The sequence below is a fragment of the Gordonia sp. DT30 genome (assembly GCF_049844915.1).
Taxonomy (GTDB): Bacteria; Actinomycetota; Actinomycetes; order Mycobacteriales; family Mycobacteriaceae; genus Gordonia.
On sequence record NZ_JBNCLY010000001.1, the window covers coordinates 121303 to 135332 of the forward strand.

The window sequence follows — 14030 nt, forward strand, 5'->3', positions numbered from 1 at the left end:
TACTGGATGCCATGACGACATGGGCGATCCGATGACGGTTCCGGGCGATCGCGACCGGGTTCGTGAACTCCTCGACGCGGTACTCGACGACGGCAACACGTCATTGGCCGGGATGGCCGCGAGCGTGCATGCCTCGGAGTTCCACTTCAACAGGCAGGTGAGCCGCTTTGCGGGGGAGTCTCCGGTGGCGATGCGCCGGCGGGTGATGCTCGAGCGGGCGGCCTGGTACCTGCGGCGCGGTCACCGCGTCACCGACGTCGCCTTTGATTCCGGCTACGAGAGTGTCGAGGGATTCAGCCGGGCCTTCGCCCGCGCATACGGACATCCGCCGAGTGCGGCCGGAGACGACCCGGGACGCGGACACTGGCTACCTGCACCCAACGGAATCCACTTCCATTCGCCCACCGGGTTATACGTGGAGGGTTCGGCGTCGAGTGCAGATACTGCCGGCAATGTGGTGGCGTTGATGGTGCGCCATGACCTCGACGACACCGCTGTTCTCCTGGATGCCGCCAAGCAGCTCGATCGGGCGGATTATTCGCGGATCCGATTGCCCGGCAACCGGATCGTCCGCTGGCCGGAATCCGACGATTCCGTCGAGCATGTGCTGATCCATCTCGTCACCGACAAGGTCCCGTGGCTGACGGCCATCGAGGGCAGCGACATGCCCGAGACCGAAACGGGCGACCTGGATTCGCTGGTGGCGCTTCATCATCAGGTTGCGGGACGATGGTTGTCGCTGATTCGCGACATCGACCGGCGCGGAACGTGGTCGGACCGCGTGATCGATGCGATCTGTGATCCGCCCCAATCCTTTTTGCTGTCCGAAATCGTCTCACATGTAATGACTTTCGCAGCGCACCGCCGGATGCTGTTGCGGATGATGCTCGTCGACGCCGGCCTCGACATGTCGGCGCCCGAACATGACCCTGACCTGATCATCTGGCACCGCAGACATTCTGGAGGATTGTGATGACCGACTCGACGCGCTGGCGGTACTACACCGCGATGACACTCGACGGGTATCTCGCTGACGACCATGACGACCTGAGCTGGTTGCTGAGCCAGCCGATCGACGAGAACGGCCCGATGAATCATTCCGACTTCATCGGCGACATCGGTGCCATCGTGATGGGAGCCACCACGTACCAGTGGCTATTGGAGAACGAACTGGGGCTATTGGAGAACGAACTGGGGCTATTGGACAACGAGTTGGCACAGGGGCGCCCGTGGCCGTATACGGTACCGACCTTTCTGTTCACCCATCGCGCTCTCGACCCGGTGTCCGCGACGATTCGCGTGGTATCCGGCGACCCGTCGTCCCTGCGGGCGGACATCGACGACACTGCGGCCGGTAAAGACGTGTGGATCGTCGGGGGAGGTGGTCTCGCCGCCCAATTCGCCAGAGCAGGCATGCTCGACGAGATCATCGTGTCGATCGCTCCGGTCACCCTCGGCAGCGGACGCCCCCTGTTCACCGAGGCCTTCGACCTGACGCTGGTCGACTACGCCCGGAATGAAGCATTCCTCTGCGCCCGTTACGAAGTCGTCGGTCCCCGCGATCCGGTTCGGTGACTTCGGCTCGGGGTCGTACTGAGTCCGGGGCCGCGCCCTATGAAGTTCTCAAACAACAGTTGCGGTCCCGGCGGGCCGGGTGCGGGGGTCGGGAAGTCTTGTGGGCAGGCCTGTTTCAGGCGGCCAGTGTGGTCAGGCAGCGCTGTCGAGGCGTAGGGTGCGTCGGTTGTAGGCAGGTAGTGGTCGTCGTTTCGGGTCGACCGTGGCGGGCGGGATGAGCCACGGATGCCGGTCGAACCCCATCACCACGCTTTGCGTTGGGCGTTGGTGAACAATCGTTTACGGCGTCCGAGTTGTAGGGGTGTTTGTTCGTCGTCGAGGATGGCGACGGTCAGTTGGGCGTCACACGTCAATGTGGTGGCGAGTTGGTCGGTGACCGGCCCCATGTGTTGCAGCGCGGATCGGTCGGGCTGGTCGGCGTTGAGTGTCAAAAGCACGTCATACCGCGATGTCGTCGACACCGTGTCGTCGGCGAGTCCGCGGGCGGCGGCTTCCAACAGTGTTTCGAGTGCGTCGGATTGGCGTTGTCGGACGGTGCGCGGGTCGTGGGAGCCGTCGGGTTGGGGTGTGGGTGCGGACAGCGTTTCGAGGGTGGTGCACAGCTTTTCGCCGACACTCATGTCGAGATCTGCACGCACGTCGAGGCGGCCGTCGCTGGTTGTGGCGAGGGTGACGCTGTTGAGGGTGCGGTCTTCGGCGGCGGGTGCGCCGCCGGTGTCGTCGGCGAGGAGGTTGCCGAGTTGGCGTGCGTGCTTACCGATTTCGGCTGGACTCATACCCGACAACGCTTGGGAGACGAGCGCGCGGGTGTGATCGCGGCGTTGTTCGGGGGTGACGGGTTCGCCGGCGCGGGATTTGATGTGGCCGAGTCCGTGGACGATGGCGTCTGCGTGGTCGAGGGCTATCGCACCGTCGACGGTATGTGTGCGGAGGCCGTCGATATCGGTGGCAGTGCCGACGCGGACGAGTCGGCCGGCAACAGCCGGCGCGATTCCCATGGTGATCAACAGTTGTCGTACCGAGCGGCCTTGGGGTGCGGTCATCTTGAGGCGGTCGAACTCACCGGTCAGGGTGGCCGCGTAGTGATCGAGCATGTTGCGCAACACGATCAGCTGCTGCATTGCCGCGAACGCCTCTCGGGAGGTGATATCCGCACGGAAGGTCCGGTCGTCGAGTTGGGCGATGAGGTCCGCGAACAGTTCAGCCGAAAGCTCTGCGAAATGAGTGGTGTCGTCGATCATGGATTCCCCCCGGGATGATCTTGCGATGACTCCAGTGTAGCAGAATATTCGTTCGACGCGCAAGTGTTCGAGGGTTAATCCACAAGGGCTGCAACCAGTTTCGTCACACCGGTGAACTGCTGCCACAGCGGTGAACGACTTTCCCTGCGGTGAACAGTAGTCACGTCGGCCGGCGATTCGCTCCGGACGAGAACGCCGAGGTCGGTATGCAGGCTGCGCTCGCTCCTAGCCACACCGACCCGGCACCGGCGTCAGCGTGGGTCCGGCGATGAGTGGAAGGTCAAGGGCGGTACGGATTCCCGGCGGGCCCGCAACCACGGCGGGAATTGCGTTCACTATTCGACCGGCTGCGGCGACGATCGCCGCGTGATTGTGGTCGCCCTTGCGGCTGGTGGGGCAGATGTCGACGCGATAGGACGGCTCGCCGACGATCTCGACGCGATAGCATCCGCCGGGTTGTGCTGGCTGTGCCCAATCCGGGCGCAGGTCGCCGCGCAAACGCGTGACGTGTTCGACCACGATCGCCGGCTCACCGTCGACCATGCCGATGATCTCGAAGCGTACCGCCGCACGGGTATCTCTGGCGATCGTTCCAGCGGCGACCTCGAAACCGTCTGGTGCAGGCGCGCTTTCATGATTCTCGACGATTTCGTCCACCGTTACGCCCATCGCGGCGGCCACATGGTGAATGGTGGTGCCCCAGGCGAGTCCCAGAATTCCGGGCAGGAACAACATCGGGGTCTCGTTCATGGGTTTTCCGAAACCCATCACGTCGAACATGACCTCGGCACCGTCGTAGGTGGCGTAGTCGGCGATTTCCATGCAGCGGATCTGTTCGACGCGCTGACACGTCCCGGCAAAGGCAAGCGGGATGAGATCACTGGCGAATCCTGGATCGACGCCGGTGATGAATATGCTCACCTGGTTGTCGAGCGCCGCGGACTGCACCTTGTCGATCGCGTTCTGTGGCATGGCGCCCCAGGGATACTGCAGATGGCCGGGGGCCGAGCCGACCACATTGATTCCCGCCGCGAGTAGCCGGACGACATCCGCAGTCGCTTCCACGGGCCGGGTGTCTCCCATGGCGCAGTACACGACGCACTGCGGTTGGGCGGCGATGAGTTCGGCGAGATCGTCGGTCGCGAGGACACCCGTGGTCGCCGCGAGTCCGGCAAGCGATCCGGCATCGGTGCCGACCTTTTCGGGTGTATGTACGCAGACGGCGACGAGGTCGAACCGGGGATCGAGGATGAGCTGGTTCAGGGCGAGTTTGCCGGCGTTGCCGGTCCCTACGAGTCCGACCCTGAACGTGCTGGCGTGACTGACTTTCATCGCTCTCTCCTGGGGAACCTGAACATATGTCCGGACGAGTGTCCGGACCAGTAGACCACGACCGGCGCGAGGTTGGTAGAACGTGTTCTCATTTTGTCGATTCGCCGGTATGGTTGCTCGCCATGGGACGAGTGGATGACAAGGTTGCACTGATCACCGGCGGGGCCCGCGGCATGGGTGCGGAGCACGCCCGAGCGCTGATCGCCGAAGGAGCGGAGGTCGTCATCGGCGACATTCTCGACGACGAGGGTAAGAAGCTGGCCGACCAACTGGGGGAGCACGCGCGTTACGTGCACCTCGATGTGACCTCTACCGACGACTGGCAGGCCGCCGTCACCACTGCCGTCGACGAATTCGGCAAGGTGAACGTTCTGGTCAACAACGCCGGGATCGTCAACGGGTCGACGATCCAGAAGTTCCGCCTCGACAAGTGGCGACAGATCATCGATGTCAACCTCACCGGTACCTTCATCGGCATTCAGGCGGTCGCCGACCCGATGATTGCGGCCGGCGGCGGCTCGATCATCAATGTGTCGTCTGTCGAAGGATTGCGCGGTAGCCCATGGGCACATGGATATGTGGCATCGAAATGGGGGGTGCGCGGGCTCGCGAAGTCGGCGGCACTTGAACTCGCACCCCACAATATTCGCGTCAACTCCATCCATCCCGGTCTGATTCGGACCCCGATGACCGAGGGGTTGCCGGAAGACATGGTGAAGGTGCCGCTCGGCCGCGCAGCCGAGTCCGCGGAAGTATCGACCTTCGTGGTATTCCTCGCGAGCGACGAATCCTCTTACGCGACCGGTGCCGAATTCGTGATGGACGGTGGACTGTCGGCCGACGTGCCGCATAAGTGAGAAATCGGGCGCCGGGCAGCAGACCTCCAAACAACCTCCGATTCCGTTGAGTCTGGCCGGAATCAGCAGTCCAGGCCACCCTCGCGGCCGCACACGTCCCCGCGACGGTGACCATGGTCCCGGCCACTGTCGACACGGTCGAGGAGCGGATGCTGGTGCTCGCCCGCACACCCGCAGCTCCCAATCACGTTGACGTGCCGCCCGCCACCGGCGACACTGGTCCCGTGAGCCGATGGGAGGCCGCCGGCGTACGCGCCGGCCGCAGATGAACCTGCTGATCTGACGCGAACGTCCTTATGTGACGTTCGCGCGTCGAGTCGTCGCCATCGGCGCGGCTCGCCCATCACCCAGCGTTCCGTGTAGACACCGGATCGTGGACACGTTTCCCCTGGCAGACATCCCTGAGAGTTGATGGGCGCCTGCGCGAGAGGGGACACTCCTCGGCGGTCTACGCGGGCATCAGATCAGGAGAACTCACCATGCAAGCGCTGTCCGAACCCGAGATCCGGGCCTCATTCATCAACACCTCCGTACGCGAACGCAAAACCCTCACCGTCCCGTCGGAGCTCGACGCGATCGAGTGGGACCAGCTGGACTATCTCGGTTGGCGCGACCCCAAGTCGCCGGGCACGGGACTGCTCGTCACCGTGCCCTTCGCCGCCCAGAGCGCACCGATCGGAATCATGTTGCGGGCCGGCGCCGTTCCCGCCCGTACCCGGCCCCAATGTGCCCTGTGCCAAGACATCTCGCTACCAAATGAGGTAGTCCTGTTCGGCGCGCGCCGCGCCGGGAGCGCGGGCCGACGGGGCGACACGATCGGCAGTCTCATCTGCGCAGACTTCGAATGCTCGCGCAATGTCCGTCGGCGGCCGTCGTCGGCGATGGCCGGTGACGACCCGGAACGCGTACGTCGTATCCGGATCCAGGAACTTCGTGAGCGGGTCGCCCGATTCGTCGCGCGGGTCGGCGCGCAGGCCTGACGTCGGCGACAGGGCGCCGACGCGCAATCGCGTCGGCGCCCTGCTGCCCGTGGAGAAGTTGTCAGTGCAGATCGAAGCGATCGAGTTCCATCACCTTGGTCCACGCGGCGACGAAGTCGTCGACGAACTTCTGCTTCGACGTGTCCTCGGCGTAGACCTCGGCCAGGGCCCGCAGATCCGAATTCGCTCCGAAAGCGAGATCCACTCGGGTGCCGGTCCACTTCTGCTTCCCGGTTCCGCGGTCGACGGCGACGTAGGTACCGTCGTCGGCCGGCGACGGAGACCACTCGACATCCATGTCGCAGATGTTCACGAAGAAGTCGTTCGTGAGTTGTCCCGGCGTATCGGTCAGGACGCCGAGCGCAGAGCCGTGGTGAGTGGCGCCCACGACGCGCAGACCGCCGACAAGAACCGTCATCTCCGGAGCGGACAAGGTCAGCAGGTTGGCCTTGTCGATCAGGTTGTACTCCGGTGCCAGCTCGTTGCCCTTGCCCTCATAGTTACGGAATCCGTCATACTTCGGTTCCAGATACGTGAACGACTCCTGGTCGGTGTCGTCCTGAGTGGCATCGGTGCGGCCCGGGGTGAACGGCACCGCGACGTCGAATCCGGCGTCACGCGCGGCCTTTTCGACGCCGACCACGCCCGCGAGTACGACCAGGTCGGCAAAGGTCACTTCGGGTCCGGACTCGCTGTTGAACGAATCGGCGATTCCCTCGAGCGTGGCGATGACCGGCGCCAGTTCGTCGGGTTCGTTGGCCTCCCACCCCAGCTGCGGCTGCAGTCGGAGACGTCCGCCGTTGGCGCCGCCGCGGTAGTCACTGCCACGGAATGACGACGCCGCCTTCCAGGCGATTGAAACCAGTTGCGCCACCGTCAGACCCGATTCCAGAATCGATGACTTCAAGGAGTCGACGTCGGCGTCGGAGATGGTCGGCCCATGCGGTGCGGGTACGTTGTCCTGCCACAGATAGGTCTCCGAGGGCACCAGCGGACCGCGGTAGCGGATCGCCGGTCCCATATCGCGATGGAGCAGTTTGAACCACGCCTTGGCGAACTCGTCGGCCAGCTCCTGCGGATGATCGAGCCAGCGGCGGGTGATCTCGCCGTAGATCGGGTCGAACCGCAAACTCAGGTCGGTGGTCAGCATCGATGGGTGCGTCTTGCCGCTGCCCTGGGCCATCGGAACCGAATTTGCCCACCCGCCGTCCTTGGGCTTCCACTGGTTGGCGCCGGCCGGGCTCGTGGTGAGTTCCCACTCGTTGCCGTAAAGGATTTCCAGGAAGGAGTTGTCCCACTTGGTCGGCGTGTGGGTCCAGGTGACCTCCAGGCCGCTGGTGATCGTGTCGTTTCCGACGCCGGTGCCTTGGGGATTCTTCCAACCCAGACCCATCTGCTCGATCGGCGCGGCCTCGGGCTCGGGTCCCAGCAGCTCGGCATCACCGTTGCCGTGAGTCTTGCCGAAGGTGTGTCCGCCGACGATGAGTGCGGCGGTCTCGACGTCGTTCATGGCCATCCGGCCGAAGGTCTCGCGAATATCCTCGGCGGCGGCCAGGAAGTCCGGGTTGCCTTCGGGGCCTTCGGGGTTGACATAAATGAGCCCCATGGTGGTGGCCCCGAGCGGGCGTTCGAGGTCGCGGCTGCCCGAGTAGCGGAGATTGGTGCCGAGCCAGGTGGACTCGGCTCCCCAGTAGACCTCTTCGGCCTCCCATTCGTCGGGACGGCCGAACGCGAAGCCCTTGGTCGGTAAGCCCATGTCCTCCAGTGCGACGTTGCCGGCGAGCACCAGCAGGTCGGCCCACGAGAGCGCCTTGCCGTACTTCTTCTTCACCGGCCAGAGCAGGCGCCGGGCCTTGTCCAGGCTGACGTTGTCGGGCCAGCTGTCGAGCGGGGCGAAGCGCTGCATGCCGGTTCCCGCGCCGCCGCGCCCGTCCTCGACGCGGTAGGTACCCGCGGCGTGCCAGGACATCCGGACGAAGAACGGTCCGTAATGTCCGAAGTCCGCAGGCCACCACGACTTCGAGTCGGTCATGACCGTCTTGAGGTCGCCGACGAGGGCCTCGACATCGAGTTCGGCGAGGGCAGCGTCGTATTCGAACTCACCGCCGCGTGGCCGGATCACATCTGGGTTGTGCGCCAGGACCCGAAGATTCAGCTTGTCCGGCCACCACTGGTTGTTGCCGCCACCGGCGGCCGGCGGCCGGATGTGCAGGGGACAACCTGCCGACTCTCCCGGCTCGGTCTGCGCCTCGCCGATGGGCGGATGTTCGGTTGCGGTGTTCTCGTCGGACACGGCATTCCTTTCGATGGGAGGTGATCGGGGCCGCGATCATGGTTGTGACCCGGGGTGTGACAGCGTTGCGCAGTCCGGGCACAAGCCCCAGTAGATGACTTCGGCCTCGTCGAGGACGAAGCCGTTGTCGTCAGATGCCGTGAGGCATGGGCGTTGCCCGGTGGCGCAGTCGACGTCGGCGATCGTGCCGCATCGGCGGCACACCGTGTGATGGTGGTTGTCGCCGACACGTGCCTCGTATCGAGCGAGGTGACCCGACGGCTGGATACGGCGGACGAGCCCCACGCCGGTGAACGCGGTGAGGATGTCGTAGACCGCTTGCAGTGAGACGTCCGGCAGGCTCGCGCGAGCGGCCTGAAAGATCGATTCCGTGTCGGCGTGCGGGTATTTATGGACAGCTTCCAGTACCGCCAGCCGGGGTCGGGTGACGCGCAGTTCGGCGCCACGCAAGATGCCTGCGTAGTCCGACGACGGGGTCACGCGCACAGTATGCACCGGTTTCTGGAATCATTCAGAACTTTGGCAAAGTGCGACGGGCGCAATGTTGTTCACGTCGACGCCGACGAACCGTTGCGCCGGTCGGTGTGCCAGACGTGGGAGAGTGGAACCGTGAGCTGCGTTGGGCAGAGAGTCATCGAGATCGGCGGGGCCCGTCGGAGACCCGATCGGTCGGCAGGCTCGTGCGACACCACCGGCGGTGACCATGTCTGCTGAGCCGACCATGGATTTCGATGAGATCGCCGACGAACTGTACGGTCTGCCGCCTGGTGACTTCACCGCACGACGTAATGCTGTGGCACGAACCGCCCGGCGCGAGGGCGACCGCGAGCTCGCACAACGGATCTCGACGCTGCGACGTCCCACCCAGTCGGCATGGATACTCAATCAGTGGATCCGTCGCCATCCCGATGGGGCAGACGACATCACCGAACTCGGTGCGGCGCTTCGCGAGGCGCAACGTCGGGCGGCCGCCGACCGGTTACGCGAATTGTCGAGGCAGCGACAGCGGGTGATCGCCGACGCGGCCGGCCAGATCGGTCGCCTTGCCGCACACCTCGACGTGACGTTGTCCGATGCCACCGAACGCGACATCGTGTCCACCCTACGGGCGGCTGCGGCCGACGACGAGACCGCCGACACCCTCCGCCGTGGGCGGATGGTGACCGCCGCCGAATACACCGGATTCGGACCGGCCGGCATGTTTGCGGTCCCCGAGCCGGTCGCTGCGACCGATACCGGGGACGCCGACGCGGAGGCGACCGACCACGAGGCGCGACGCGAACGTGCGGAGCAAGAGCTACGGCGGGCCGAGCAGCACGAGGCAGACGCGCGACGAGCCGCCGATGACGCACGGACCCGGGCCGCCGACGCCGCACGCGCTGTCGACACGCTCGCCGCCCAGGCGCAGAGGCTACGCGACGAACTCGGGCGCGTCGAACACGAACTGGGCTTCGCCCGCCGCCGAGCGACGGCTGCCGACTCGGAAAGTGCTACCACCGCAAGATCGTTGGAGTCGTCGTCGGCGGCGGTGGAAAAGCTGCGGGCCGAAAAGCTGCGGGCCGGGCATGCTCAGCCCCGCGACCAGCGGTGACCGGTGGCCTCCGAATCGCCTCCGAATCGCCTCCGAACCGCCTCCGAGTCGACAGGGCTGTCGCCGGTTGGTGGGCGCCCTCGGTCATCCGGGATCATCCGTTCCACGATCCGGTGCACCGTCCGCCTCTTCTCTCTGCAGGTTCAGCTTCCGACTGCTCAGGCACTGCGCTTGCGCGTCGTTCGAGTCGACGCCGACACTACGTGGGCCCTCCGACCCGCCCGGACCATATCGGCTCCGGACTGGGAATAGAGGCGGCGCGCGTGATGGTTGGCTCGGGCATGACCGGAACCGTGCCTGCCCCTGACCCATTCGATCCGCGCTCGTTGATAGCCGAGACCTCGATCGGGGTTCTCGCGACCATCAAATCCAACGGTCTGCCGCAACTGTCGCCGGTGACGGTGGTCTACGACCGCCCAGAAGACGTCATCTATGTGTCGATGACCGAGGGCCGCGCCAAGACGGCCAACCTGCGCCGGGATCCGCGGGCCGCCATCGAGTTCACCAGCGCCGACAAGTACACGTGGGCCACTGCCGAGGGCACCGTCACGCTGACCGGGCCCGGGACCGATCCGGATGGTCCCGAGGTGGACGCGCTCGTCGAGTACTACCGGCGCGGCGCCGGTGAGCACCCCGACTGGGCGGAGTACCGCCAGGTGATGGTCGCCGACCGACGCGTCCTGATGGCCTTGCGAATCACGCGGGTGTACGGCGAGAAACTGCGCTGACCGCCCGGAACCCGGTCGCCCACGCCCGATCCGACAGTAGCCGTAACCCGTTGAGCGCCACCAGGATCGTCGAGCCCTCATGCCCGGCCACCCCCAACGGCAGGGGTAGATGGCCGATGAGGTCCCACGCGACGAGTACCGCGATGAATGTCGCGGCGATGACGAGATTGGCCATGACGATGCGGCGGGCGCGCGCGGCGAGCCGCAGGACCGCGGGCACGGTGTCGAGGTCGTCGCCGACGATGACGAGGTCGGCGGTGTCGAGGGTCAGGTCGGAGCCGATGCCGCCCATCGCGATGCCGACATCGGCAGCGGCCAGTGCCGGTGCGTCGTTGATGCCATCACCCACCACCGCCACCCGGTGTCCACGTCTGCGCAGTGCGGCGACTTCGGCGACCTTGTCGGCGGGCAGCAGGCCGGCCCGAACATCGTCGATCCCGACGCGGCGCGCGATGTCTGCGGCCGCGGCGGCGTTGTCTCCGGTGAGCAGGACCGGTCCGACCCCGGTGACATGACGTATCCCGTCGACCGCGGTGGCCGCATCCGGGCGTTGCTGATCGTGGAGTTCGATGACTCCCATCGCGACGCTGTCGACGACCACTACGACGGCGGTTGCGGTGGCCGCGATGGTCTCGACGACTGTCTGTGCGCCGGCCTCGCCTGACATCGCCGAGGCGTTGACCACCTCCACCGACCGGCCGGCGACGCACGCCCGCACACCGTGACCGGGAATCGCGTCGAACCGCGTCGCACGCTGCAGTGGGCGCCCCGAATGGCGGGCCGCGGCCACGATGGCCTTTCCCAGCGGATGTTCACTGTATTGCTCGACCGATGCGGCGGTCGCAAGGAGCTCAGGACCGGTCACCGGGTTCGTTGTGTCCAGAGGTGTGATGGCGGTGACCGACGGTGCGCCGGTGGTGAGGGTGCCGGTCTTGTCGATCGCCACCTGACTGATATCGGCCATCTTCTCCATGGCCACAGCCGATTTCACGAGCACCCCGTGCCGGCCTGCGGTGGCGATCGCCGAGAGGAGTGGCGGCATGGTGGCCAGGACGACCGCGCATGGTGAGGCCACGATCATGAACGTCATCGCCCGTAGCAATGCGGACTGCAGATCAGCACCGAACACCACGGGAAGGACGAACAAGACGATGGTGGTGGCGACGACCACCATCGAGTAGACGTGTTCGACCTTCTCGATGAACAACTGCGCGGTGGCCTTGGTGGTGGATGCCTCGTCGACCATGGCCACGATGCGCGCCACGACGGTGTTTCCGGGTGCGGTGTCGACTCGCACGCACATCGTGCCCGTTCGGTTGACCGTACCCGCGAAGACCTTGTCGCCGTGACGTTTCGCCGCAGGCAACGGCTCGCCGGTGATCGATGACTGATCGACGTCACTACGTCCATCGACGACGATTCCGTCGGCCGGGATGTGCTCGCCCGGTCGAATCGCAACCAGATCACCCGGCACGAGTTCGGCGGATCCGACGACCGTCTGGGTTCCGTCGTCGGCGATGAGTGACGCGTGCTCGGGGGCCAGCTCGAGCAGTCCGAGTATCGACTCCTCGGTCCGACGGGTCGCGAGATCTTCCAGTGCTCCCGAGGTCGCGAAGATGACGATGAGCAACGCGCCGTCGAGAATCTGTCCGATGGCCGCCGCGCCGAGTGCGGCGACGATCATCAGCAGGTCGACGTCGAGTTGCCGCGCGCGTAACGCCCGCAGGCCGGCGAGTGTCGGCTCCCAGCCGCCGGTCAGATAGCAGGCGAGATACACCGCCCACATCAGCCAAGTCGGACCATCCAACAGTTGCACGCACAGCCCGACCACAAACAGCCCTGTGGCGATCAGCGCCCATCGCGCCGATGCCACCGACCATGCGAGAGACATCCAACGAAGTGTGGGGATCCGAGTCTGAGCGCGGGAGGACCGTGTTACAGCCATATGTAAAACCATACACATGTAAATGTGTACATATAACATCGTGTGGTTGAATAACCGCATGGGTCACGGAGTGCAGGGTCGAACGACCCCGGCCGCCGAGCTCGACGCGGCGGCAGCGGCAACGGTTGCAGAAACCCTGCAGGCGTTGGCATCTCCCAACCGATTGATGATTCTGACCCGGCTGCGCAAGGGGCCATGTGCGGTGACCGAACTCGCCGACGCCGTCAATATGGAACAACCCGCCGTATCCCATCAATTGCGTCTGCTGCGTGCCCTCGGCCTGGTCGTGGGGGAACGGCAAGGGCGCAGCGTCGTCTACAGCCTTTATGATTCGCACGTCGCGGCGCTGCTCGACGAGGCCGTCTATCACATCGAGCATCTGCGGCTCGGTGATCGCGGGCGCGACCTCGCGTAATCGTGACGGTGGGGGGTGCCCGGGCGCGGGGGTCGACGGACCGAACAAGAGGAGAGAGCGGGTGGCCGGTGCTGTCGCCACCATGGAACGGCACCAGGTCGTCTGCTACCTGAGCGCGATTCTCGTGGGTGCACTGCTCGGGTTCGGCGTACCGTCCGCGGGCACGGTCCTGTCGAATGTGATCACCCCGGCGTTGGCTGCTCTGCTCTATGTCACCTTCTTGCAGGTGCCGGCAAGGTCGTTGGTCTCGGCGCTGCGTGACGTCCGGTTCCTCGGTGCGGTTCTGGTCGTCAACTTTGCCGTCGTGCCGCTCGTCGTCGCGGCGATGTATGCGTTCATGCCCGACGATCAGGCGCTGCGCTTCGGGATGCTGCTCGTGTTGTTGTGTCCGTGCGTCGACTACGTCATCGTGTTCACCGGGCTCGCCGGCGGGGACAACGTGCGTCTGCTCGCCTCGACGCCGGTACTTCTCATCGTGCAGATGGCGGTGTTGCCGCTGCTGCTGACGGCCTTCCTCGGCGCCGACCTCGCGGCCGTCATCGACGCCGGCCCCTTCCTCGAAGCCGTCGTCGCGCTGATCGCGATCCCGCTCGCCGCGGCCTGGGGCACGCAATGGTGGTCGGGCAGACACCGATCCGGACAGCAATTCTCGGCCGGGGTGTCGAATGCGATGGTGCCGCTGATGATGATCGTGCTCGCCGTCGTCGTCGCGAGCGAGATTTCGGCGATCGGTGATGCAGTGTCGCAAGTGCTCCGTGCGATCGGGTTCTACGTGGTGTTTCTCGTGGTGATGGCGCCGGCCGGAGTGGTGATCGGCCGGTTGTTCGGGCTGTCGGTGTCATCGGTGCGCGCGACGGCGTTCAGCGGTGCCACCCGTAACTCGCTGGTCGTGCTGCCGTTGGCGCTGGCCCTGCCGCCCGGCTTCGAGGTCGCCGCCGTCGCCGTGGTCGCCCAGACGCTCGTCGAGGTGATCGGGATGGTGACCTACGTGCGCCTGATACCGCTGCTCGCACCGGCACGCAGATGACGGGGCACGTGGCCGCGAATGCGCCGGTGGGGCGTCGGACGTTCTA

Annotated in this window: 13 protein-coding genes; 8 read left to right on the top strand and 5 right to left on the bottom strand. The window is 65.5% G+C overall.

What is annotated here, in order from left to right:
- Positions 1-31: 31 nt before the first annotated feature.
- Positions 32-973, top strand: a complete 942-nt coding sequence (locus ACLQ3C_RS00555; protein ID WP_425702913.1) for a helix-turn-helix domain-containing protein — start codon at positions 32-34, stop codon at positions 971-973.
- On the top strand, positions 973-1575 hold the full coding sequence (locus ACLQ3C_RS00560; protein WP_425702486.1) for a dihydrofolate reductase family protein: 603 nt from the start codon (positions 973-975) through the stop codon (positions 1573-1575). Before ACLQ3C_RS00555 ends, ACLQ3C_RS00560 begins: the two co-directional genes overlap by 1 nt.
- Positions 1576-1817: 242 nt before the next feature.
- On the opposite strand, the gene ACLQ3C_RS00565 is transcribed toward ACLQ3C_RS00560, so the two are convergent.
- Both ACLQ3C_RS00565 and ACLQ3C_RS00570 read right to left on the bottom strand, forming a co-directional pair.
- The gene (locus ACLQ3C_RS00565) at positions 1818-2816 is read right to left on the bottom strand and encodes a DUF222 domain-containing protein (RefSeq protein WP_425702488.1); all 999 of its coding nucleotides are present in this window, start codon (positions 2814-2816) and stop codon (positions 1818-1820) included.
- Positions 2817-3041: 225 nt separating this feature from the next.
- Positions 3042-4148: a diacylglycerol kinase gene (locus tag ACLQ3C_RS00570; protein ID WP_425702490.1), complete on the bottom strand. Its 1107-nt coding sequence runs from the start codon at positions 4146-4148 to the stop codon at positions 3042-3044.
- 122 nt (positions 4149-4270) lie between these two features.
- On the opposite strand from ACLQ3C_RS00570, the gene ACLQ3C_RS00575 reads away from it, so the two are divergent.
- Together ACLQ3C_RS00575 and ACLQ3C_RS00580 are read left to right on the top strand one after the other, a co-directional pair.
- The gene (locus ACLQ3C_RS00575; protein WP_425702491.1) at positions 4271-5005 is read left to right on the top strand and encodes a glucose 1-dehydrogenase; all 735 of its coding nucleotides are present in this window, start codon (positions 4271-4273) and stop codon (positions 5003-5005) included.
- 479 nt (positions 5006-5484) lie between these two features.
- Positions 5485-5985: an FBP domain-containing protein gene (locus ACLQ3C_RS00580; protein ID WP_425702493.1), complete on the top strand. Its 501-nt coding sequence runs from the start codon at positions 5485-5487 to the stop codon at positions 5983-5985.
- 61 nt (positions 5986-6046) lie between these two features.
- On the opposite strand, the gene katG is transcribed toward ACLQ3C_RS00580, so the two are convergent.
- Positions 6047-8278, bottom strand: coding sequence for a catalase/peroxidase HPI (gene katG, locus ACLQ3C_RS00585; RefSeq protein WP_425702495.1), 2232 nt, complete (start codon positions 8276-8278; stop codon positions 6047-6049).
- Positions 8279-8314: 36 nt separating this feature from the next.
- Positions 8315-8758 (bottom strand): Fur family transcriptional regulator, encoded by a 444-nt coding sequence (locus ACLQ3C_RS00590; protein WP_425702496.1) that lies wholly within the window; start codon positions 8756-8758, stop codon positions 8315-8317.
- A gap of 223 nt (positions 8759-8981) precedes the next feature.
- On the opposite strand from ACLQ3C_RS00590, the gene ACLQ3C_RS00595 reads away from it, so the two are divergent.
- Both ACLQ3C_RS00595 and ACLQ3C_RS00600 read left to right on the top strand, forming a co-directional pair.
- Positions 8982-9869: a hypothetical protein gene (locus tag ACLQ3C_RS00595; RefSeq protein ID WP_425702915.1), complete on the top strand. Its 888-nt coding sequence runs from the start codon at positions 8982-8984 to the stop codon at positions 9867-9869.
- Positions 9870-10150: 281 nt separating this feature from the next.
- Positions 10151-10597 carry a PPOX class F420-dependent oxidoreductase gene (locus tag ACLQ3C_RS00600; RefSeq protein ID WP_425702498.1) on the top strand — a complete coding sequence of 149 codons (447 nt, stop codon included), beginning with the start codon at positions 10151-10153 and terminating at the stop codon, positions 10595-10597.
- Here ACLQ3C_RS00600 and ACLQ3C_RS00605 read toward each other — a convergent pair.
- On the bottom strand, positions 10566-12488 hold the full coding sequence (locus ACLQ3C_RS00605; RefSeq protein WP_425702499.1) for a heavy metal translocating P-type ATPase: 1923 nt from the start codon (positions 12486-12488) through the stop codon (positions 10566-10568). The two genes, ACLQ3C_RS00600 and ACLQ3C_RS00605, sit on opposite strands and share 32 nt — an antisense overlap.
- A gap of 112 nt (positions 12489-12600) precedes the next feature.
- Between ACLQ3C_RS00605 and ACLQ3C_RS00610 the strand changes: the two genes are divergently transcribed.
- Together ACLQ3C_RS00610 and ACLQ3C_RS00615 are read left to right on the top strand one after the other, a co-directional pair.
- Positions 12601-12957 (top strand): ArsR/SmtB family transcription factor, encoded by a 357-nt coding sequence (locus ACLQ3C_RS00610; RefSeq protein WP_425702500.1) that lies wholly within the window; start codon positions 12601-12603, stop codon positions 12955-12957.
- 82 nt (positions 12958-13039) lie between these two features.
- Complete coding sequence (locus ACLQ3C_RS00615; RefSeq protein WP_425702916.1) at positions 13040-13984, top strand: arsenic resistance protein; 945 nt, start codon at positions 13040-13042, stop codon at positions 13982-13984.
- Positions 13985-14030 lie beyond the last annotated feature (46 nt).